The sequence below is a fragment of the Pantoea sp. sgz302252 genome, assembly GCF_042610525.1.
In the GTDB taxonomy this organism is placed as follows: Bacteria; Pseudomonadota; Gammaproteobacteria; order Enterobacterales; family Enterobacteriaceae; genus Erwinia.
On sequence record NZ_JBHDVM010000005.1, the window covers coordinates 284,158 to 305,942 of the forward strand.

General features: G+C 54.3%; 22 protein-coding genes and 3 tRNA genes. 15 read left to right on the plus strand and 10 right to left on the minus strand.

What is annotated here, in order from left to right; all coding sequences use genetic code 11:
- Nucleotides 1-45 precede the first annotated feature (45 nt).
- Genes rutF through rutA form a run of 6 tightly spaced genes read right to left on the minus strand, consistent with a single transcriptional unit; the run spans nt 46 to nt 4,205 of the window.
- A complete protein-coding gene (gene rutF, locus ACETPC_RS11680) occupies nt 46-564 on the minus strand; it encodes an NADH-dependent FMN reductase RutF (RefSeq protein WP_380181535.1) in 519 nt (172 codons plus the stop codon).
- 10 nt (nt 565-574) lie between these two features.
- The gene (locus tag ACETPC_RS11685; RefSeq protein ID WP_380181537.1) at nt 575-1,165 is read right to left on the minus strand and encodes a malonic semialdehyde reductase; all 591 of its coding nucleotides are present in this window, start codon (nt 1,163-1,165) and stop codon (nt 575-577) included.
- Entirely contained in the window at nt 1,150-1,956 is an 807-nt protein-coding gene (gene rutD, locus ACETPC_RS11690; RefSeq protein ID WP_380181539.1) for a pyrimidine utilization protein D, read from the minus strand. The genes ACETPC_RS11685 and rutD overlap by 16 nt, the downstream gene beginning before the upstream one ends.
- 10 nt (nt 1,957-1,966) lie before the next feature.
- On the minus strand, nt 1,967-2,353 hold the full coding sequence (gene rutC / locus ACETPC_RS11695) for a pyrimidine utilization protein C (RefSeq protein WP_380181541.1): 387 nt from the start codon (nt 2,351-2,353) through the stop codon (nt 1,967-1,969).
- A gap of 14 nt (nt 2,354-2,367) precedes the next feature.
- Complete coding sequence (gene rutB / locus ACETPC_RS11700) at nt 2,368-3,114, minus strand: pyrimidine utilization protein B (RefSeq protein ID WP_380181543.1); 747 nt, start codon at nt 3,112-3,114, stop codon at nt 2,368-2,370.
- Complete coding sequence (rutA, locus tag ACETPC_RS11705) at nt 3,114-4,205, minus strand: pyrimidine utilization protein A (RefSeq protein WP_380181545.1); 1,092 nt, start codon at nt 4,203-4,205, stop codon at nt 3,114-3,116. Before rutA ends, rutB begins: the two co-directional genes overlap by 1 nt.
- Nucleotides 4,206-4,461: 256 nt before the next feature.
- Between rutA and rutR the strand changes: the two genes are divergently transcribed.
- Entirely contained in the window at nt 4,462-5,100 is a 639-nt protein-coding gene (gene rutR, locus ACETPC_RS11710) for an HTH-type transcriptional regulator RutR (protein WP_380181547.1), read from the plus strand.
- A 27-nt stretch (nt 5,101-5,127) separates the two neighbouring features.
- Here rutR and cycA read toward each other — a convergent pair whose 3' ends face one another.
- Nucleotides 5,128-6,519, minus strand: a complete 1,392-nt coding sequence (gene cycA / locus ACETPC_RS11715) for a D-serine/D-alanine/glycine transporter (RefSeq protein WP_380181549.1) — start codon at nt 6,517-6,519, stop codon at nt 5,128-5,130.
- A gap of 278 nt (nt 6,520-6,797) precedes the next feature.
- Here cycA and ACETPC_RS11720 point away from each other — a divergent pair, with 278 nt between their 5' ends.
- The 3 genes from ACETPC_RS11720 (at nt 6,798) to ACETPC_RS11730 (ending at nt 9,552) form a co-directional block, all read left to right on the plus strand.
- The gene (locus ACETPC_RS11720; protein WP_380181551.1) at nt 6,798-7,493 is read left to right on the plus strand and encodes an extensin family protein; all 696 of its coding nucleotides are present in this window, start codon (nt 6,798-6,800) and stop codon (nt 7,491-7,493) included.
- Nucleotides 7,494-8,090: 597 nt separating this feature from the next.
- On the plus strand, nt 8,091-8,813 hold the full coding sequence (sdiA, locus tag ACETPC_RS11725) for a transcriptional regulator SdiA (RefSeq protein ID WP_380181553.1): 723 nt from the start codon (nt 8,091-8,093) through the stop codon (nt 8,811-8,813).
- A gap of 124 nt (nt 8,814-8,937) precedes the next feature.
- Entirely contained in the window at nt 8,938-9,552 is a 615-nt protein-coding gene (locus ACETPC_RS11730) for an autoinducer synthase (protein WP_380181751.1), read from the plus strand.
- Here the strand turns inward: ACETPC_RS11730 and ACETPC_RS11735 are convergent.
- Together ACETPC_RS11735 and ACETPC_RS11740 are read right to left on the minus strand one after the other, a co-directional pair.
- Entirely contained in the window at nt 9,549-9,881 is a 333-nt protein-coding gene (locus ACETPC_RS11735) for a GlpM family protein (RefSeq protein WP_380181555.1), read from the minus strand. The two genes, ACETPC_RS11730 and ACETPC_RS11735, sit on opposite strands and share 4 nt — an antisense overlap.
- A gap of 79 nt (nt 9,882-9,960) precedes the next feature.
- Nucleotides 9,961-10,185, minus strand: a complete 225-nt coding sequence (locus ACETPC_RS11740; RefSeq protein WP_380181557.1) for a DUF2594 family protein — start codon at nt 10,183-10,185, stop codon at nt 9,961-9,963.
- 238 nt (nt 10,186-10,423) lie between these two features.
- Between ACETPC_RS11740 and uvrY the strand changes: the two genes are divergently transcribed.
- The 7 genes from uvrY to ACETPC_RS11775 all read left to right on the plus strand — a co-directional run bounded on the left by uvrY (nt 10,424) and on the right by ACETPC_RS11775 (nt 14,992).
- The gene (uvrY, locus tag ACETPC_RS11745; RefSeq protein WP_380181559.1) at nt 10,424-11,083 is read left to right on the plus strand and encodes a UvrY/SirA/GacA family response regulator transcription factor; all 660 of its coding nucleotides are present in this window, start codon (nt 10,424-10,426) and stop codon (nt 11,081-11,083) included.
- Nucleotides 11,076-12,908, plus strand: a complete 1,833-nt coding sequence (uvrC, locus tag ACETPC_RS11750) for an excinuclease ABC subunit UvrC (RefSeq protein ID WP_380181561.1) — start codon at nt 11,076-11,078, stop codon at nt 12,906-12,908. The genes uvrY and uvrC overlap by 8 nt, the downstream gene beginning before the upstream one ends.
- Before the next feature lie 71 nt (nt 12,909-12,979).
- The gene (gene pgsA / locus ACETPC_RS11755) at nt 12,980-13,528 is read left to right on the plus strand and encodes a CDP-diacylglycerol--glycerol-3-phosphate 3-phosphatidyltransferase (protein WP_380181563.1); all 549 of its coding nucleotides are present in this window, start codon (nt 12,980-12,982) and stop codon (nt 13,526-13,528) included.
- Nucleotides 13,529-13,681: 153 nt separating this feature from the next.
- A tRNA-Gly gene (locus ACETPC_RS11760) sits at nt 13,682-13,757 on the plus strand.
- A gap of 41 nt (nt 13,758-13,798) precedes the next feature.
- A tRNA-Cys gene (locus ACETPC_RS11765) sits at nt 13,799-13,872 on the plus strand.
- Nucleotides 13,873-13,884: 12 nt separating this feature from the next.
- A tRNA-Leu gene (locus ACETPC_RS11770) sits at nt 13,885-13,970 on the plus strand.
- 761 nt (nt 13,971-14,731) lie between these two features.
- Nucleotides 14,732-14,992, plus strand: coding sequence for a hypothetical protein (locus ACETPC_RS11775; RefSeq protein WP_380181565.1), 261 nt, complete (start codon nt 14,732-14,734; stop codon nt 14,990-14,992).
- 159 nt (nt 14,993-15,151) lie between these two features.
- On the opposite strand, the gene ACETPC_RS11780 is transcribed toward ACETPC_RS11775, so the two are convergent.
- Nucleotides 15,152-16,657, minus strand: coding sequence for a SulP family inorganic anion transporter (locus tag ACETPC_RS11780; RefSeq protein WP_380181567.1), 1,506 nt, complete (start codon nt 16,655-16,657; stop codon nt 15,152-15,154).
- 256 nt (nt 16,658-16,913) lie between these two features.
- Between ACETPC_RS11780 and ACETPC_RS11785 the strand changes: the two genes are divergently transcribed.
- The 4 genes from ACETPC_RS11785 to ACETPC_RS11800 all read left to right on the plus strand — a co-directional run bounded on the left by ACETPC_RS11785 (nt 16,914) and on the right by ACETPC_RS11800 (nt 21,508).
- Complete coding sequence (locus tag ACETPC_RS11785; RefSeq protein WP_380181569.1) at nt 16,914-17,345, plus strand: MarR family winged helix-turn-helix transcriptional regulator; 432 nt, start codon at nt 16,914-16,916, stop codon at nt 17,343-17,345.
- 61 nt (nt 17,346-17,406) lie between these two features.
- On the plus strand, nt 17,407-19,041 hold the full coding sequence (locus ACETPC_RS11790) for an MFS transporter (protein ID WP_380181753.1): 1,635 nt from the start codon (nt 17,407-17,409) through the stop codon (nt 19,039-19,041).
- Nucleotides 19,038-20,126, plus strand: coding sequence for an HlyD family secretion protein (locus ACETPC_RS11795; RefSeq protein WP_380181571.1), 1,089 nt, complete (start codon nt 19,038-19,040; stop codon nt 20,124-20,126). Before ACETPC_RS11790 ends, ACETPC_RS11795 begins: the two co-directional genes overlap by 4 nt.
- Nucleotides 20,126-21,508 carry an efflux transporter outer membrane subunit gene (locus tag ACETPC_RS11800; RefSeq protein ID WP_380181755.1) on the plus strand — a complete coding sequence of 461 codons (1,383 nt, stop codon included), beginning with the start codon at nt 20,126-20,128 and terminating at the stop codon, nt 21,506-21,508. Before ACETPC_RS11795 ends, ACETPC_RS11800 begins: the two co-directional genes overlap by 1 nt.
- The last annotated feature ends 277 nt before the right edge of the window (nt 21,509-21,785 follow it).

Below are 21,785 nucleotides of genomic sequence, written 5' to 3' on the forward strand. Positions count from 1 at the left end.
TCTTCTCCAGAGAAGTAAATAGTAGCCGCCGGAGCGGGTATCGGGCTACAGGCGCCTGAGGTGGTGGTAGCCGCGATCGAACCAGATCAGGCCGTGAGTTTGATCGTTGCAGGCCAGCGCTTCGATTTCGCAAATCATTACGTCATGGGTGCCTGCGCTGGCGATCTGCTTAACGCGGCAGTCGAACGAGACCATCGCGCCAGCCAGCACGGGCGAGCCCGTTGTCAGCGTTGACCAGCTGGCGGCCTGAAAACGCGCCGCCATCGGTGTTTTACCGCCAAACAGGGTAGAAAGAGATTCCTGTCCGGCGGCCAGCGTGTTGACGCAAAGCTGGCGGTTAGCGCTAAAAACGTCATAGACGGAAGCGGATCGATTCAGGCAAACCAGCAGCGTCGGCGGTGAATCGGTGACGCTGCAGACGGCGGAAGCGGTAAAGCCTGCCTGGCCCGCCGGGCCGTCGGTAGTGACTATGTTTACCGCAGCGCCCAGACATGCCATTGCATTGCGGAACTCTTGTTTATCCACGCCCGTTGCGATTTCGGGCAGCAGCGTATCGAGAGACATTGTTAACTCCTTATGCAAGCGTGCAGGCGTCGGCAAAAGCCAGTCTTGGCAGACGCGCATAAACTTTATCCACGTCGCCGTAGCCTATGTTGATTAATAAATTGCTTTTCCAGCCGCTGTCGGCAAAAAAGGCAGCATCGACAGCGGCGCGATCGAAGCCGGACATCGGGCCGGTATCCAGTCCGAGTACCCGGCAGGCGCCAATCAGATAGGCCGCCTGCAGCGAACTGTTGCGAAAAGCGGTTTCTTCCGCCAGATCCGGGCTGCTGGTAAACCAGGCTTTGGCGTCGGCGTGCGGGAAAAGCTCCGGCAGCCGATCGTAAAAGGTTGGATCCCAGGCAACGATAGCTGTAACCGGCGCGGTCATGGTTTTTTCAACGTTGCCGCTGGAAAGCGTTGGCTTAAGCCTGGCTTTGCCTTCGGCGCTGCGCACAAAGCAGAATCGAGCGGGGCTACAGTTGGCCGAAGTCGGCCCCATTTTGACCAGATCGTAAATTTCCGCCAGCTGCTGGTCGCTGACGGCGCGGTCCTGCCAGCCATTGTAGGTTCGCGCGGCGGTAAAGAGCGTCGCCAGCGCGGTGGAGTTTAAAGCTTCTGCCATAACGGCTCCCGTTGGTGAGAGGCATCCAGCCAGGTAAGTAAAATTTCATTAAAGGCGGCGCTTTCCGTTACGCTCATGGCATGGCCGCCGCGTGGCATTCTTTTCAGCATGGCGTTTGGCAACGCTTCGTAGAGCTGTTGCGTACAAACCGATGGCACCAACAGATCGTCCTGAGAGCAAATTACTAATACAGGCTGAGTGATATGGCTGGCCTGGTGCGTAAAATCACAGTTCATCAAAGCGTGCAGGCGACGCAAAAGATTCTCCATGCCCTGAAAATGCGCGCAGTGCAGCGCGTCTTCCGCCTCAATGCGCGCCTGATTCTCTGAGAGCCAGTCGGCGGGATAGAGAAACAGCGGCTGCGCCCGGACATAGGCTTCCACGCCGACGTTCAGCAGCAAATCCTGGCGAACCTGAAAGCAGCGGCGGGTATGGGCATTAAGCCGCAGCCAGCCGTTAACGATCGCTATCAGAGTGACGCGGTCGGGATAGTCGAGCGCAAGCTGCATTGCCACCATGCCGCCCAGCGCGTGGCCGATAACGCCAAAGCGGGTAATTTCCCGCTCTGCCAGCGCCGCCGCCAGTTCCGCAGCCATATCGCGCATGCTGTAATCTGCGGGCAGGGCATCCGGACTGCGTCCGGTGCCGCGTTGATCGTAAATCACCACGCGATAAGCTTTGCGCAGCTCAGCAAGCTGAGGTTGCCAGAAGCTTCCCAGCCCGCCCAGCCCGGCGGAGAGCACCAGCGTGGGCGCAGAAGGCGAGTCCTGCCCCGAAATTTCAAGATGCATAACGCCTCCGTTAACGGCCGATATGCGCGATTGAGGCGATTTCTACCAGCGCGTCTGGTTTCACCAAACCGCACTGGATACAGAAGCGCGCAGGTTTTTCGCCAGGAAAATACTCGGCGTAAATCCGATTGATCCCGGCATAGTTACTCCAGTCGGTCAGAAAAATAGAGTTAAAGGTTACGTCTTCCAGAGTGCCGCCAGCCGCCTCAATCACGCTTTTAATGGTTTCCAGCACGTGACGGGTTTGCGCCGCGGCATCGCCGACGTGCACTACGTTATTCTCCTGATCGAAAGGCAAGGTGCCGGAGACATAAACTACGCCGTCCGCCAGCGTGCCGGGGACAAAAGGCGCTATAGGGACGCCGGTGCCAGGCGGGGTAATAGTTGTTTTTGGCATCGTTAGCTCCTGGCTCAGGCCGTTTGTTTTTGTGGCACGCTGGCGGTTTGCAGCGCGGAACAGAAAGTCGCCACGTCGGCGACCCAACCGAAGAAAGTTTCAATGTTGAAAATCGCAGCCTGCTGGGCGAAAAGCGGCCCTGCCTGATAGGTGGCGTCCTCCAGCACTACGCCGAAATATTCCAGAAAAAAGCCGTCGCGCAGCGTTGATTCCACACAGACGTTGGTAGCGATGCCGGTAAAAACCAGATGGCGAATACCACGGCTGCGCAGCATGCTGTCCAGCGGCGTGTTAAAAAAGCCGCTGTAACGCGGTTTCGGCAGCACGATATCGCCGGGCTGCGGGCGAAGCTGCTCAACAAGCTCATAGTCCCAGCCGCCTTTCGCCAGTAGCTTGCCCGCCAGCTCTGGCCGGTTGCGCATGGTTTTCAACGCGTTGGACTTATGCCAGTTTGGCGAACCGGGGCCGCCCGCTTCCACATACTGCTCGTCCCAGCCGTTCTGGAACCAGATAATCTGGATACCGGCTTCTCTTGCAGCCTCTACAGCGGTGGCAATCTTTGCAATAACCGGCGCGGTAGCGGAAACATCGAACCCGGCCAGGTCAAGATAGCCGCCGGCTGTGGCATAGGCGTTTTGCATATCCACCACGATCAGCGCAGTTTGCTCCGGCGGAAAAACAATGGCCTCCGGGCGTGCGGGCAGGACAACGCTATTTTTAGTGGCGGCAGTAGTGCAGACTACGGTTTCTTGCATACTCATCAGGCTACCTCTTTTGCGGCTTGGGTAATGTGGCTACGGCAGGTCATCAGCGGCTGGATACGCTCGCCGAAGTTCTCAATGCCCAGCAGAAAATCATCAAAAGTCAGCAGCACGCCCTGGGTGCCTGGCACTGTCGCGACCTCATCCAACATGCGCGCTACATTGGCATAAGAGCCGACCAGCGTGCCCATGTTGATATTTACCGCTGAGGTGGGATCGGCCATCTGCCGCACATTGGTGTCGCTGCCGGAACGTTTGTCCTGTTGGCTCTGCGTGGTCAGCCAGGCCAGCGCTTCCTCGTCCGCGCCTTCTTTATAACGCTCCCATTTAGCCCGCGCGGCCTCGTCGGTTTCATCGGCGATCACCATAAACAGCACGTAGGAACCAACATCGCGGCCAGCTTCCTCAGCGGCGCTTTTCATAAGGGCAGCGGTCGGTGCGAAGGCGCTCGGGGTATTAACACCTTTACCGAAGCAGAAGTTGTAGTCAGCGTATTTAGCGGAAAAGGCCATACCAGCATCGCTCTGACCTGCGCAAATCACCTTCATCGGTTTTTGAGGCTGCGGACTGACGCGGCAATCGTTCATAGTGAAAAATTCGCCTTTGAGATCGGATTTGCCGGTTCTCCACAGGTCGCGCAGGACGGTGACATATTCGGTCAGATAGTCGTAGCGCCGCGCAAAATAGTCATCGCCCGGCCAGATGCCCATTTGCTCGTATTCTGGCTTCTGCCAGCCAGTGACCAGGTTGACGCCGAAGCGGCCGCCGGAAATGGAATCCACGGTGGCGGCCATTCTTGCTACTATGGCTGGCGGCAGCGTCAGCGTGGCGGCGGTGGCATAAATCTCAATGCGGGAAGTCACGGCGGCCAGGCCCGCCATCAGAGTGAAGGACTCCAGGTTATGATCCCAGAACTCCGTTTTGCCGCCGAAGCCGCGCAGCTTGATCATCGATAGCGCGAAATCGAAGTGATAATGCTCGGCCTTCAGCACAATGGCCTTGTTTAGCTCAAAGGTCGGCTTGTACTGCGGTGCCGTGGTGGAGATTAACCAACCGTTGTTGCCGATAGGAACGAAAACGCCAATTTTCATGGGAATACCTCGTAGTTAAGGAGATGAGTCCGCGCTGCGTTGCTTCCCTGTTCATCCTGTCGAGCGGCGCATGAATAAATCTGCAAGCGCCGTGCCACCTTGTAAAAAAAGCTGGTAATCAATGAGTTGAAAATAATGTGTTACGATGATGTAGAGCAAATGGTCTGAAACAGACCGTTTGGTAAAAACAAATGCACAAAAAGCAGGCAGACGCGGGCAATAAAAGTGCACGGCGGCTGGTTAACAAGGAGTTAAGGTGAATTCTGCAAAAACTAAAGCGCCGACGCGGCGCTCAAAAGCCGTGGCCGCCAAGCGTACGGCTATTCTGACTGCGGCGCTTGAACTGTTTTCGCTGTATGGCCTGCACGGCACCAGCCTGGATAAGGTGGCGGAAGGCGCGGACGTCTCAAAAACCAACTTGCTTTACTATTTTCCCTCCAAGGAAGCGCTCTATATCGCCGTATTAAAAGATATTCTGGACGTCTGGCTGGCGCCGCTACGCGCCTTGCGTCGCGATCAGCAGCCGCTGGCCGCTATCAGGGACTATATTCGCCTGAAGCTGGAAGTCTCGCGGGATCACCCACAGGCCTCGCGGCTCTTTTGTCTGGAGATGCTACAGGGCGCGCCGCTGCTAAAAGGCGAGCTGGAAGGCGATCTGAAAGCGCTGGTGGACGATAAATCGCAGGTTATTAAAGGCTGGGTTGAAGAGGGCAGGTTGGCGGCGGTAGAGCCGCATCACCTTATATTTATGCTGTGGGCAACCACGCAGCACTATGCGGATTTCGCCAGCCAGGTAGAGGCGGTGACGGGAAAAACGCTGAGCGACGAGGCGTTTTTCCAGGAAACGGTGGAAAACGTACAGCGTATGGTGATTGAAGGGATCCGCGTACGATAAAAACGGGCCAAAGGCCCGTTCTCAACACTAACGCTGTTTTCTCTGGCGCAGCCACCAGCCGATGCCCAGCATCACAAACCAGAGCGGCGTTACCAGCAGCGCCTGGCGGGTATCTTCCTGTAGCGACAGCAGCACCAGCACAAAGGCGAAAAAGGCCAGGCAAACCCAGCACATCACCTTGCCGAAAGGCATTTTATAGACAGATTCGGCATGCTGCTGCGGGCGTTGCTTGCGGTACGCCAGGTAAGAGCAAAGAATAATCGACCAGACGAACATAAAGAGAATGGCGGAGACGGTAGTCACCAGCGTGAACACCTTCATGACGTTCGGGATTAGGTAAATCAGCGCCACGCCGCCCAGCAGACAGAAACAAGAGAAAAAGAGGCCGGTGGTTGGCACCGCGCGACGCGACAGCTTGCCGAAGCGCGGATGCGCCACGCCCTGTTGTGCCAGGCCATAGAGCATGCGGCTGGTAGAGAAAATGCCGCTGTTAGCGGAAGAGGCGGCGGAAGTCAGCACCACGAAGTTAACGATGCTGGCTGCCGCTGGCAGGCCAATCAGCATGAACATCTCAACAAAGGGGCTACGGTCGGCTACTACCTGGCTCCACGGCGTTACCGCCATAATCACCAGCAGCGCAAACACGTAAAACATAATGATGCGCAGCGGAATAGCATTAATTGCTCGCGGCAGCACTCGTTTCGGGTCGTGCGTTTCCGCAGCGGCCGTACCCACCAGCTCGATGCCGACAAAGGCGAAGACCGCGATTTGGAAACCGGCGAAAAAGCCGCTCAGTCCTTTCGGGAAAAGACCGCCGTGATCCCAGATATTACTCAATGCCGCCTGACCGCCGCCCGGTGAAGGATAGTGCATGGCGACCAGCACAATACCGGTCACGATCAGCGCCACGATAGCCACGATCTTTATAATTGCGAACCAGAACTCCAGCTCGCCAAACAGTTTTACCGTCGCGATATTCAGCGTCAGGAAAACCGCGATGCAGAGCAGGGCGCTCATGCCTACCGAAAAGTTGGGGAACCAGAGCTGGAAATAGGAGCTGATGGCGACCACGTCGGCAATGCCGGTGACAACCCAGCAAAACCAGTAGGTCCAGCCGGTAAAATAGCCTGCCCATGGGCCCAGCAAATCGGCGGCGAAATCGCCAAAGGATTTGTAGTCGAGGTTGGACAGCAGCAGTTCGCCCATTGCCCGCATCACGAAAAACAGCATAAAGCCGATGATCATATAAACGAAAATAATCGACGGGCCAGCGAGGCTGATAGTTTTACCTGAGCCCATAAACAGGCCGGTGCCGATAGCGCCGCCGATAGCGATTAGCTGGATATGCCGGTTATGTAAATTGCGCCGGAGCTCGCCCGGCGCCTCCTCCTGAAGAGGCTTTTCTGATTGTTCAGCCAAAATAGTTATCCTGTTGATGTTGTGTCAGCTCTGAGGGCTGTTAGTCAATAAACGCGGTAGCGGAGGTTTGTTCCACGGCGCGCTCCAGAAAAGCGGGGCACACAGCCCGCATTTTTTCTTTTAAGGGCGCAAATCTTAACGTAAAAGTACGTGGCTGGCAGGTAAAGTTGTTAACAGTCGGCTCGATCGCACAAAAACGCCGCTACACTTTTTGTTTCTCATGCCCATAGCGTCCCGAACAAGCAGATATCGGCGTTAAAACAGCGGAAAGGTGACGGATGAAAGTACTGATTGGCCTGGGCGGTATGCTGCTGCTGGCGCTGCTGATTGCGCCATGGCTGCAAAAAACACTGCCGTCAGCCTGGAATCCTTTCGCACCGCTGAATGTCACCGACGCGCCAGGCTGGATTACTCGCTACAAGTTAAAGCGGCTGCAGGCCGATCCTGATGCTTGCATGGCGGCGTTACAGCGGGCAAGAGAGGGCGGTTATATTCGTTTCAGCCGTGTCGGTTCTGTTGAAGGTAACTGCCCGCTAGCCGGCCCGGTTCGCGTTCAGGGGTTTGGCGAGGTAAGCCTCAGCTCCTCTTTTTTGGCCAGCTGCCCGCTGGCGCTCTCTACCACTTTGTTTATCGCCCAGGATGCAAAGCCGCTGGCAGCCGCAGAGCTGGGTTCGCCACTGGTCAGGGTTGATCATGTTGGCAGCTACGCCTGCAGAAACATCTACCATCGCGCTAAAGGGCGCTTAAGCGAACATGCTACCGCGGACGCGCTGGACGTGACCGGCTTCCGGCTAAAAGACGGTAGACAAATTACCGTACAGAAAGCGTGGCAGCAGCGACCGGAATCGCACTGGCTGCGTCAGGTTTTCCAGCGTAGCTGCGCCTGGTACGGTAATTCGCTGGGGCCGGATTACAACCGAGCGCACGCCACGCATTTTCATTTGGGTATGCGGGGTTTTGGCGTATGTCGTTAAACAGCTACTAAGAACAATATCCTGCTGGTTACGTCGCTCACTTAAAGTCATGACTCATTAAGCATCCGTTGCTTGCCGATTGCACCAGACATTTGTGTTAGGGTAAAACCGCAGCGGCTTGCTAAACAATGCCATTAAAGTCAAATGGTTAGATTGTTTCCCTGTAACTCATGTTTTATCAAATGCTTAAGCGAATGTCGGGGCGCAATTTTATCGTTTTTAATGCTGAGCGGCAGGGCATTACAGTAAAATTTCAGGAAAAATTAAAGCCAGTTGTCAAAGCATCATTATTGAATATTTCCAGGAAAAATCTTATTCTAAGAGAATATCAATTGAAGGTAGCGCCTGTAATCCTGGGCTGTCCGGCATTTGTCCTGACTGGATCTTATGGATAATTAACCAGCAATTTCAAGAAAGTTTAACCAGTTACGCAGTGAAACCAATTTTTCGGAACATGAGTTGCGGCTTTTCTTGTTAGTATTCAGAGGCAGAAAGATGAATAGCTGGCATTTATTTCAAACAATGCCAATTATTTCTTATAACTAACAATAAAAATTTGCCCGGATGCGGCTTTTACCTCATCCACTCGAGGCTTTAATGGCGACTGAAAACTATTTCAGCTGGTGTGAGGAAACAGACGCTGCTTTTCTGCAGGCGAAGGAGACAGCTGAAATAATGCAGCTGCTTGCGCGGCATACGCTCGAAATGGGCCTGAATTTCTACGCCCTTTATATTCGTCATCCTGTGCCTTTTACCCGACCCAAAGTATTCATTTACACTAACTATCCGGAGCGGTGGGCGCACAGGTGGCAGCAGGAGAATTTTGCTGAAATCGATCCGGTTATTCGCTATTGCCAGACGCCAGGAACCTTACTATTGTGGAATGATCCTATTGTCAAAGAGGGAAAAAAAGTGTTTGAAGCGGCCAGGGAGTTTGGTATCCGCTCAGGCTTTTCCTGTTCGCGACTGGCCAGAAATCGCGTGGTGGCTATTTTGTCGATGGCTTCGAGTAAATCTTTCGTAAAAGCCGCGTTAACGCCAGAAAAACAGCTTAAGCTCCAGTTTTTAGCGGATCGGATCCTCGAAGCGCTGCAGCGTATTAGCGATCGCTCGCTGTTAGTGATGCTGATGCCTTTAAGCCAGCGAGAAAAAGAGATCCTTAAATGGACGGCAGAGGGGAAAACCGCCGCTGAAATTTCCCTGATTCTGTCAATTTCGGAGCATACCGTTAATTTTCACCAAAAAAATATGCAAAAAAAGTTCAATGCGCCTAATAAAACGCAGGTTGCTTCTTACGCCGCCGCGATTGGACTGCTTTAAGTGAGCCACAACTACCAGTTTTGGTAGTTTCGTATCGCCGATCGGTTGTCTAACCTGCGCCAGGGACGTTGCTCCCGAGCCATATGGAAAGGCATTCGGCGGTGAATGCAAAAGAGGATTAATGATGAAGATTATCCAGACCAAGCTAAGGGATATGCCCTCCTCTTTGCTGGCAGAATTAGGAAGTTATCGCTACAGCGTGTTCGCGCGCGGCGAAGGCTGGTCAATCCCGTCCCGTCTGAGCACCCCGGGTCAGGAGTACGATCGTTTTGACCGCTCAGATGTCATTTGGCTGCTGGCATGGACGGCTCAGCAGGGCATCTGCGGCTGCGCCCGTTTGATGCAGTGGCGGGATCCTGATGCTGTCGCTGAAGCCGCTAAAGCACCGCTAAACGTATGGGAAATGTCGCGCTTTTCCGCTCGACTTGATGTCGATCCCGAGCTGCCGCTGAGCATTCTCTGGCACAGCGTACAGTTGGCCGAGCAGTCCGGCATTGATTATCTCTACAGCGCCGCCACGCCAATGCTGGAACAAATGTTTGAGCAGCATCTGGTTGCTTATGAACCCTTGACCGCAGGCGCTATCCAATCCGAAGATAATCTGTTCGCTGTTCGCATTCCCGTACATCAGCCTAATCTGGCGGAAAAATTCCGCGGCGCGCGACGCTTTAGTCCGGAAGAGGTGCTGCCGACGCTGGGCGTGTCCGTCAGCTGGAGCGGCAGAGGGCGCCAGGGCTAGCGTCGCGCCCAAAGCGTGACTAACAGCCAGGCGGCCAGACACCAGCATCCTACGGCGCCACCCAGCGCCAGAGGAAGCCGCGTCATGCCCACCAGATACCAGAGCGCCAGCAAATAGATAAAATAGGGGATAATGGCCCACATGCCAAAAATGATGGTGGCGCGCAGCGCCTCAATACCTCGTTCGCTGGCCACAATATAGTGAGCGATTAGCGCGAAAGTAGGAAAAAGCGGAATCAAACCAGCCAGGTAATAGCTGCGCGTTTTGGATAAAATGCCGATCAGCACCACCACCAGCGCGCCCAATACTGCCTTAAAAATTAAGCCCATTGTTCCCTTCGTCCGGGGTTAGGTTAAGTGTGCCCCTGTCGACCGGGACGGCGGACAATGAGCTGGTTTATCGCGCAGATTATTGACGGTACGCCTGCTTAATTTGACTAATCGTGCTACTGAAGACATCTGCCTGCTGGCGATCGGTAAGCTGGGCGATATATTTTTCCATGTTAATAATCACTTTACCGGCATCGGCCTGGCCCATACTTTTCAACATAAATGTAACCAGTGCCTTCATGCAGGCCATCTCTTCAGATAAAGTTTGCGTATCTTTACTGGTTGAAAAATCAGTATCGCTCATATTTTCTCCTGGATTTTTAATTAGCAGATCGGCTACCCGATTTCTTTTGACTGTGAATACAATTGAGTAACGAGTATATCATATTTACCTTATTGATACAGGCACCTGGCGCGGCTTCAGTAAAATGACAAGGCCGGATGCGGTCATTTATTTATGTTCTAACGCCAACAAAAAAGAGGTAAAATCTGCGGCCTGATTATTATCAATTTCCCCGCTAATACGCATTTGGAGAGCCCTTTTGATACGCGTTCTTCTTGTTGACGACCATGAACTGGTGCGAGCTGGCATTCGACGCATACTGGAAGACATCAAAGGCTTTCAGGTCGTTGGCGAAGCAGCCTGCGGCGAAGATGCCGTAAAGTGGTGCCGCCACAATGATGTTGAGGTGGTGCTGATGGATATGAACATGCCTGGTATCGGCGGTCTTGAGGCAACCCGCAAAATTGTGCGCTACAGCCCCGATGTCAAAATCATTATGCTGACCATTCATACAGAAAATCCGCTGCCCGCCAGGGTCATGCAGGCTGGTGCCGCAGGCTATCTCAGCAAAGGTGCCGCGCCACAGGAGGTGGTGAACGCTATTCGCCAGGTGAATGCCGGCCAACGCTATATTGCTTCAGATATCGCGCAGCAGATGGCGCTGAGCCAGATTGAGCCGCAAAAAACGGACTCGCCCTTTGATTGTTTGTCGGAACGCGAATTACAGATTATGCTGATGATCACCAGGGGCCAGAAAGTGGCAGATATTTCCGAACAGCTCAGCCTGAGTCCAAAAACCGTTAACAGCTACCGCTACCGCATGTTTAACAAGCTGAACATCAGCGGCGATGTAGAGTTAACGCATCTGGCTATCCGGCACGGGCTGTTCAATGCGGAGTCGTTGATCAGTAGTGAATGATGTTTTTGATGCCAAATCTTTCCTGAAGTCAGTCACCAGCCAGCCCGGCGTCTATCGCATGTACGATGCTGGCGGCACGGTTATCTACGTCGGTAAAGCCAAAGACCTAAAAAAGCGCCTGTCCAGCTACTTTCGGGGCAATTTAGGCAGCCGTAAAACCGAAGCGCTTGTTGACAGCATTCGCCAGATAGACGTAACGGTTACCCATACCGAAACCGAGGCGCTGCTGCTTGAGCACAACTATATAAAACTCTACCAGCCGCGCTACAACGTGCTGCTGCGGGATGACAAATCCTATCCCTATATTTTCCTTAGCGCGGATGAGCATCCCCGGCTCGCCAGCCATCGCGGCGCTAAGCATGCCAAAGGCGAATATTTCGGCCCGTTCCCAAACGGCTACGCGGTGCGTGAAACGCTGTCACTGCTGCAAAAAATCTTTCCGATTCGCCAGTGCGAAAACAGCGTTTACCGCAACCGCTCGCGTCCCTGCCTGCAATATCAGATCGGCCGCTGCCTTGGGCCATGCGTGGCCGGGCTGGTCAGCGAAGAAGAGTATGCGCAGCAGACCGACTATGTGCGGCTGTTCCTGTCGGGCAAAGATGATCAGGTATTGAATCAGCTGGTTAAGCGGATGGAAGAGGCCAGCCTGTCGCTGAAATTTGAAGAGGCGGCGCGCCTGCGCGATCAGATCCAGGCAGTGCGGCGTGTTACCGAACGGCAGTTTGTTTCCAATAATGGCGACGATCTGGACGTTATCGGCGTGGCTTTCGATGCCGGTATGGCCTGCCTGCACGTCTTATTCATCCGTCAGGGCAAAGTGCTGGGTAGCCGCAGCTACTTCCCAAAAGTGCCGGGCGGCACCGATATGGCGGAAGTCGTGCAAACCTTTGTCGGCCAGTTCTATCTGCAGGGCAGCCAGGCGCGAACACTGCCTGCTGATATCCTGCTGGATTTCGCTCTGCCAGAGAAAGATCTTCTGGCTGCTTCGCTGACGGAAATGGCGGGCAGAAAAGTCACTATCCAGAGCAATCCGCGTGGCGACCGCGCCCGTTACCTTAAGCTGGCAAGAACCAACGCCAGCACCGCGTTGGTAAGCCGCCTGTCGCAGCAATCCACCATCCATCAACGCCTGCAGGCATTGAGTGAAGTGTTGGAGCTGCCAGAGATCAAACGTATGGAGTGCTTTGATATCAGCCATACCATGGGCGAGCAAACAGTAGCTTCCTGTGTGGTTTTCGACAGTAACGGGCCGCTGCGTGCCGAGTATCGCCGTTATAATATTACGGGCATTACGCCAGGCGATGACTACGCGGCGATGAATCAGGTCCTGCGCCGCCGCTACGGTAAAGAGCTGGAAGAAAGCAAAATTCCGGACGTGATATTAATCGACGGTGGCAAAGGGCAGCTGGCGCAGGCGAAAAATGTTTTTGCTGAGCTGGACGTGGCGTGGGATAAAGATCGTCCAATTCTGCTTGGCGTAGCTAAGGGAACCGATCGTAAAGCCGGACTGGAAACGCTGTTTTTCGAGCCGGAAGGGGAGGGATTTTCCCTGCCGCCCGATTCGCCTGCGCTGCACGTTATTCAGCATATTCGTGATGACTCTCACAATCATGCAATTACCGGGCATCGCAATAAACGCGCGAAAGTCAAAAACACCAGCGCGCTGGAAAGCATTGAGGGTATAGGACCCAAGCGTCGGCAGATGCTGTTGAAATATATGGGCGGCCTGCAGCCGCTGATGAACGCCTCTGTCGAGGAGATCGCCCGCGTGCCGGGAATTTCGCAGGCGCTGGCGGAGAAAATCTTTTATTCGCTGAAACACTAAGCATTGCGTTGGTCACGGCATTGTAGGAACATAGGGACAAATTCTACTCTGCCCAGACAGTTAGCTTACCTATGCCTTTTAATATTCCGACCTTACTGACGCTGCTGCGTGTCGTGCTGATCCCTTTCTTTGTGCTGGCGTTTTATCTGCCGTTCGCCTGGGCACCGCTGGCCTGCGCGCTGATCTTTATCGTAGCGGCTATCACCGACTGGTTCGACGGCTGGCTGGCGCGCCGCTGGAAGCAAACCACAAGGTTCGGCGCTTTCCTGGATCCGGTAGCGGATAAAGTGATGGTGGCTATTGCGCTGGTGCTGGTAGCGGGCCATTTTCATGAATGGTGGATCACGTTGCCGGCGGCTACGATGATAGCGCGAGAAATCATTATCTCCGCGCTGCGCGAGTGGATGGCGGAAATCGGCAAGCGCAGTAGCGTCGCCGTCTCCTGGATTGGTAAAGTTAAAACCACGGCGCAGATGCTGGCGCTGTTTGCGCTGCTGTGGCGGCCCGATCGCCTGGTTGAGGGTATCGGCGTGGCGGCGCTCTATATCGCTGCGGTGCTGACTTTCTGGTCGATGTATCAGTATTTGAGCGCGGCGCGTGGCGATTTGCTCGAACGGTGATCGATACGACTTAAAAAGCAGCAAACGAGCGAAAAGTACGGATATTTGTGTTGACTCATTTCGCTCAGTCAGTAGAATGCAACGCATCGAAAGGCAGCTGAGTCGCCAGAAGATAAAGTAAATCAGCAGCTTCTGTTAAGAGCGCTGAACAATGCGGGAATAGCTCAGTTGGTAGAGCACGACCTTGCCAAGGTCGGGGTCGCGAGTTCGAGTCTCGTTTCCCGCTCCAGATTTAGCCGTCAGCTCAGGCTGGCAGCAAAGCAGAATAAAGGCGCGTTGGCAGAGTGGCCATGCAGCGGATTGCAAATCCGTCCACCTCGGTTCGACTCCGGGACGCGCCTCCACTTTACACCCATGCCCGGGTGGTGAAATCGGTAGACACAAGGGATTTAAAATCCCTCGGCTTATGGCTGTGCGGGTTCAAGTCCCGCCCCGGGCACCACGCTTTAACTACCGATAAAAACGAATAAAAACAAGCACTTTGTGCAATGTCGTAGAGCCGCCGCAAGGCGGTTTTTTTGTGCCCGAAATTCTTTTCCGGTGCGGCCTGTTACAGGCTGATTCATTTCTTCTCACTGCCCGCTACCGGTATTCTGCGGAGCTTTTTGTGATAAAGAGCCGCCCAGCCCGCTATCAGACAATTTCTCGTGACGAGATGTTGCCAACGGTTGAGTTATAAAGCCTGGATGTTTTTCAGCGCAGCAGAAACTTTTAAGCTGACTATAAAGTCCCATGCCGTACTTTAATTGTTTTGCCGCTCTGGGTTTAGTAGCCTCAACTTGTTAAACAGCCTGGCTCAGTCAACCGATGCTGTGTTTCCTGGCAGGCTAAGAACAGGCTTTCTCAATAAAAAGTAAACATTTTTCATTATTATCTTTTTGCGCTTTATTAGTTTCCTTCACTATGTAAATAATTTGATGCTGATTTAAATATTTTTTTTAACATTGCTGACGAGACGCAGGAATAAAACCTCTTTTTTATCAAATCTCTTTTAATGGTAGAGATCTATTTTGATCTAAGGTAGAACTTACCTGGCGTCAGGTGATAGGGGGTAACTATTAATATTAACAATTATCCCAAAGGTTACGCAGTTGTCAGAAGGAAATATTTACTCTATAAAGTCGGCATTGAGCGGCCTGCGGGGGCCCGCTTTTCCTGTCCTGATTAGCGGTAATGTCTGACCACACCAGAAAGGTAAATAACATGAACACCCAGTATTGTTCTGAGCCGACAGCAGGCGGCATCCTGTCGCGCGACTTGCTTTACAGCAGCTTAAAACATTATGGCTTTAGCGAAATTGACGATCTGCTACGCTTTCTGATTTTTAGCTGTGAATCTGTGTTGGGCGAAGAAGAACAGCGATTTGTACATAGCAAATTAAAAAGCTGCCTGAGCCGCCACGATAACGGCAGTGACTATTTTAATGAAATGAAGATTATTCTGGAAGCGGTATCCCGTAGCTAATTAAAAGAGCCAAACTTAATCCATTATCGGCAGAGACACCTGTTATATCAATATTACGCTGGCCTCTTTACACAGCGGCTACGCTTTACTGTTTTATGGCAGGCACAGGCTAGCGGAACCTGCGCCTGGCCCCGCCTGAACGGGGCTTTTTTAATTGGCTTAGCCCATATTTCCACTCAGGCGGCGATGAATATCGCTGCTGCGCGTGTCCAAACCAATAATAGTTACCTGAGCGCCGTGGCGCTGGTAGCGATATTCAATACCGTCCAGCGCGGCGACCGAAGAGGCATCCCAAATCTGCGCGTGGGTTAAATCAATCGTCACCTGCTTTGGATCGTGACCGTAGTCGAAGTGCTCGAACAAATCGTTGCTGCTGGCGAAAAACAGCGGGCCACGCACGGTATAGCGCACCGACTCGCCGTCCTGGCTAAGCTCGCGTTCGGCATGGATCACATGGGCAATGCGGCGTGCAAATAACATCATGGCGACAATCACACCTGCCAACACGCCCAGCGCCAGATTACCGGTCCAGACGGTAACCACAATGGTCAGCGCCATTACCAGCGTTTCCGACCACGGCATGCGTTTCAGCGTAGCGGGTTGTAGGCTGTGCCAGTTAACGGTTTTCGCCGCTACCACCACCATAATGCCCGCCAGCGCCACCATCGGGATCTGCGCCATCAGCGCGCTCAGGCCTGTCACCAGTAACAGCAGTACCAGACCGGCGACAACGGTGGATATACGCGTACGCGCCTTGCCCAGCTCGACGTTAACGATGGTCTGGCCGATCATTGCACAGCCAGCTATACCGCCGTAAAAAGCAGCAAAAATATTTGCTACGCCCAGGCCCCAGGATTCACGTCGTTTACTGGAGAGCGTATCGGTGAGGTCGTCTACCAGTTTGGCGGTCAGCAGCGACTCCATCAGGCCGACGAAGGCGATACTTAGCGCGGTTGGCCAAACGATTTGCAGCGTTTGAAGATCCAGCGGCACCAGCAGCGCGTTTAGTCCAGGCAGACCGGCACTCATTGGGCCTTCATCGCCAACGTTGGGAACGCGCCAGCCCATCAACAGTGCCGCGCCGGTTACTACCACAATCGCCACTAGCGGCGAAGGTACGCTTTTCAGGACGCGAGGCAGCAGTAACACAATCGCCAGCGTCACCGCGAACAGCAGCCAGACCAGCGAACTTTGCCCCCAGACGTGCGGCACCTGGGCGAAAAAGATCAGCACGCCCAAAGCATTAACGAAGCCGAGCATGACCGAGCGTGGAATATAGCGCATCATACGCGCCAGCCCGGCGAGGCCGAAAAAGATTTGGATAACGCCGCCCAATACTACGGCTGGCAGAATGTATTCGACGCCATGCGCATGTACCATTGGGCCGATCACCAGCGCTACGGAACCGGCGGCGGCGGTCACCATCGCTGGCCGGCCTCCCAGAATGGAGAGCGTGAGGCAGAGTACCACCGAGGCGACCAGGCTTACTTTCGGATCGACGCCAGCGATAACGGAAAAAGAGATGATCTCGGGGATTAACGCCAGCGCGGTAATCACGCCAGCGAGGCACTCGCGGGTAAGCAGAGCGGGGGAACGCAGAACGCGACCCACGCTTAAATCGTTGTCCGCAGGCTTTGCCGCGGCAACATCAGGGTGTTGACTCATAACTATGCAGGCTCTTTATTATTGCGTTCGTGCCGATACTGCGCAGAACAAAGCAAGAAGAAGCTGAAGAGAGTAATGGCTGCGAGGCAAATTTGCCAGCGATCACAAAATCTGGCGCCACCTTTTCCCGCAGCAGGCTTTGGCCGGGGCTGAGGCGAAGCCTGGTACCGGAAACAGGTTTATTTTCTTTACTATTTCTCTCTGCCTATAATTAAGCCCTGTTTAGACAAAACCCTAACTATCAGGTTGCTGCGCTTTGACATTGCCACATGAAACCTTTACCCATTTACTCTCCCAAACCGCCCATGCCTGGCGACTCGCCGTGGACCGTCAGCTTAAACACAGTGGCCTGGGCATGAGCAGCTGGATGGCGATAGCGCGGCTATCGACGCAAACCGCACCCGTTAGTCAAAAAGAACTGGCGCTGGCGCTGGGGCTGGAAGAGGCTACTATAGTGCCACTGGTGGATAAACTGATTAAGCAGCAGCTGGTGGAACGCACACAGACTGCGGAAGATCGCCGTAAGCGGCTGGTGCATATTACGCCTGAAGGTCAGGCGCTCTATCAGCGGCTGTCGATAGAGCTGGATAAATTGCGCAGCGAGCTTTTGGCAACCAGCAGCCGCGATGAACTTTTTGTCGCGCAACGGGTACTGCAAAAATTGCTGAAAGCGATCGAGGCGAAATAAATTGCGCGGTAACCGTCCCGATCCTTTCGCGCCACGCGAATGGGCACCAGGCGAAAAGCCGATGCTGCCCGGCTCGCCGTCCACACCGCTGCATCCCACCCATAAGCGCATCGCTTTTGGTCTCATCGGCCTGCTGATTTCTATTACCGGCGCGCTGAGCAATGCGCTGGTGACGGCCAACCTGAGCAATCTTCAGGGCGTGTTCGGCGCCTACAGCAATGAAATTGCCTGGCTACCAGCGGTTTATGTGATGGGCAATATCTCGATCAACCTGCTGCTGGTAAAGTTTCGCCAGCAGTTCGGTCTGCGCGTTTTTACCGAGGCCTTTCTGGTGCTTTATGCGTTGGTCTCTTTTTTTCACCTGTTGGTTAACGATCTTAGCTCCGCAATCATTGTGCGGGCCGCACACGGCATGGTCGGCGCAGCTTTAAGCTCGCTGGGAATTTACTATCAGGTGCAGGCGTGGCCGGCAAAACACCGGTTGAAAGCAATGACTATCGGTCTGGGTGCTTCCCAGCTCGCTATTCCGCTGGCGCGGCTTTTTTCCAGCGAACTTTTACAGCTGGACGAATGGCGCGGCCTTTATCTGTTCGAGCTGGGACTGGCGATGATTTGCCTTGGCGCGGTGCTGATCCTGAAACTGCCGCCGGGTGACCGCATGAAGGTGTTCGAAAAGAAGGACTTTCTCACTTTCATGCTAATGGCGCCTGGTATGGCGCTGTTTTGCGGCGTGCTGACGCTGGGGCGCATCGAATGGTGGACGAGCACGCCGTGGCTGGGCATAAGCCTGGCCCTTGGGCTGGTACTGGTTATTGCCGCTGTGGTGCTTGAACATAACCGTAGCAACCCCTTAATCAATACGCGCTGGCTACGTACCGGCGCGATTTTCCGTCTGGGCATTGTGATGGTGATGCTGCGCGTCACGTTGGCCGAGCAAAACACTGGCGCCATCGGCTATTTACAACAAATCGGCCTGCAAAACGATCAAATGCAGGGGCTGGCGCTGGCTATTCTGCTTGGCGTTATAGCAGGCATCGCTACCAGTGCGCTAACTATAAATGTTAAACATCTGAGCTGGCCGATAGTGATGTCACTGCTGCTGATTATGGTGGCCTCGCTGATGGATGCGTATTCCAGCCCGCTAACGCGCGGCAACAATATGTATTTCAGCCAGTTTTTGCTGGGTTTTAGCAGCACGTTCTTTATTGCGCCAGCGCTGTTATTGAATATCGGCAGCGTGGTAACCCAGCCGAAAAACCTGGTCAGCCTGGTGGTATTGTTCGGCATGAGCCAGAATCTGGGCGGTTTGATCGGCTCCGCGCTGCTCGGCACTTTCCAGGTTTGGCGCGAGAAATATCACTCCAGCCTGCTGGGCGACCAGCTCTCGTATCTCGATCCCAACGTGACCGAACGGCTGGCGCAGTATTCTGGCCTGTTTGGTAATCTTATTGGCGATCCCACGCTGCTCAGCGCGCAAAGCACGACGCAGCTTCAATCCGTGGCCACGCTCCAGGCTAACGTGCTGGCTTATAATGATACCTATCTTCTTACGGCCGGGATGGCCTTCATCACTTTAATCTGGGTGCTGTGGCGGCTGTCGCGTCTGCGCTATCTCAACTGGCAGCAGGCCAAACGCGAGGCGGAAGCGGAACGGCGGATGCTGCAAACAAATACAATCAGTACGGGGAATGAATGAGTCAGCAGGAACAGAATCACAACGCAGGGCGCGAACGCACTAACAGACTGCGGATTTTATCGATAGCGACGGGCGCAGGCATAGCTATAGTCGGCGTGCTGGTGATCCTTTATGCCTGGCAACTGCCGCCTTTCACCAGCGCTATCCAGTCAACAGAGAACGCCTACGTGCGCGGCCAGGTTACTTTTATCAGCCCGCAGGTTAGCGGCTACGTCACGGCTGTTAACGTGCTGGACTACCAGCCGGTACATAAAGGCGAAGTGATGATGACCATCGACGATCGCATCTATCGCCAGCGCGTACACCAGGCGCAGGCGCAGCTGGCGATGAAAAAGGCGGCGCTGGATAATAACGTGCAGCAGCGGCGCAGCGCACAGGCCGTTATCGCCCGTAACCAGGCTGCGCTGGATAACGCGAAAGCCCAGGCGGTGAAAAGCGGGCTGGATCTGAAGCGTGTGGAAAATCTGGTTTCCGACGGCTCGCTGTCAATCCGCGAGCGCGACGCTTCCCGCGCCAGTAATAGCCAGACGATAGCAGAAGTGCAGCAGGCGAAAGCCACGCTGGAAGTTTCCCGCCAGGATCTGCAAACCGTGATTATCAACCATGCTTCGCTGGAGGCGGACGTAGCTAATACTCAGGCGGCACTGGAGCTGGCGCAAATCGATCTGGAAAATACCCGCATCATTGCGCCACGCGATGGTCAACTGGGGCAGATCGCGGTCAGGCAAGGCGCTTACGTAGCGGCGGGCACTCGTCTCACTTCGCTGGTGCCGCAGCAGATGTGGATTGTCGCCAATATGAAAGAGACGCAGATGGCGCATATCCGGCCAGGCCTGCCCGTCTCATTTACCGTAGACGCGCTGGACGGCGAAAAATTTCAGGGCAGGGTAGAGTATATTTCCCCGGCCGCCGGTTCCGAGTTCAGCGCCATTTCGCCCGACAACGCCACCGGCAACTTCGTTAAAATAGCCCAGCGCATTCCGGTGCGGATAGCTATCACCAGCGAAAATGCCGCTCGCCTGCGTCCGGGCATGTCGGTCGAAGTGGATATTGATACCTCTGCCGCCGTGGATGAGGCGAAATGATGCGCCGAATGCTCCTCCTGCTGACTCTGGCGCTTTACGGCTGCGCCACGAAAGTTGAAAAAGCACCGGGCTCGCTGCCGGTTCCTGCGCAGTGGCGTAATCAGGCCGGGCCTTCTGCTCCCGTAGAGGCAGGATGGTGGCAGGCATTTGGCGACCGCGATCTTAATATTTTGGTGGATCGCGCGCTAAAGCATAATCTGGATATTTTGACCGCCCGTTCCCGCGTCGATCAGTATCGCGCCGAACTGCGCGCGGCGGAAGGCGATAATTTTCCCACGCTGAATGCAGGCGGCAGCGCCTCGCACGCCAGAGCGCTCTCTTCGGTCAGCGGTCAACCTTATGAGTACGCGGTATTTCAGGGGCTGTTACAGGCTAATTACGAAGTAGATTTATGGGGCGCGCGCAGCAGCAATATCTCGGCGGCAGAATCTTCGCTGGCGGCAATTCAGGCCGCCGCTGCGGCTGCCGAATTGACAGTAGCCAGCTCCGTCGCCTCTGGATATATGACGCTATTGGCGTTGGACGAGCAACTGCGGGTAACGGAGGCGACGCTGGCCACACGGGAAAATTCGCTGCGGCTGGCGAAACGGCAGTTTGAAACCGGCTACACCTCAAAGCTTGAATGGGTGCAGTCAGAATCGGAATATCAAACGGCTAAAGCGCAGATCCCGGTGCTACGCCATCAAATCGCACAGCAGGAGAACGCGCTTAGTATTCTGGTTGGTATGAATCCACGCGAAATCGCCCGGCAGAGCCGCTTTGTTAAGGTTATGCCGCAGCAATTGCCTTCGCTGCTGCCATCCGAACTGTTGCAGCGGCGTCCTGATATCGCCCAGGCGCAGCGCCTGCTGCTGGCTGCGGATGCTACGCTGGCCTCATCAAAAGCCCGATTGCTGCCTTCACTTAACCTGACGGCAAGCGGCACCTTGCAAAGCTCCGTGCTGCACCAGCTCGCGGATAATCCTTTCCGGCTCTGGAGCATCGGCGGCAGCGTGCTGGCTCCCATCCTTAATCGCGAAGCGCTAACGGCGCAGGTCGATGTTTCAATGGCAGCCCGCAACCAGGCCTTATTTAACTATGAAAAAGTGGTGCGCAACGCCTTTAGCGAAGTCAATAATGATCTGGACGCCATAGCCCGTTACCAGCAACAGCTTAAAGAGCTGCAAAAGCAGGAACAGGTGGTCAGCGAAGCGTTGCATATCGCCAGTAACCGCTACCAGAACGGCTACGCCTCTTATCTTGACGAGCTGGACGCGCAGCGCACTTTATTCAGCACGCAGCTGAATCTGGTCCAGGTCAAAAACAATCTTCTGCAGGCGCAAATCGATCTTTATCGCGCTTTAGGCGGCGGCTGGCAGGCGCGGATGGATAATACACCGTAAAAAAATGGATGATTTCTAAAGTTGATGACAAAGTATATCGGTGCCGGCTCAGGAGGGCCTGTGTCTTCCGCAAAGACGCAAAAAGCATCGTCCATGATAGCTCAGTACGGGCCGTCCATGGCCCGTAGTGCGCCACAGGCCCTCCATCGCTTCACGTTTGTCAGCAGTTTGATGATTTCTTTTAATACAAAGGTAAAAAAAGAGCCGCAGTGCTTGCATTTTCAACAGCTATAAAGATAATCGCAATCCGAATAATAATGATTATCACTTAGTTTGT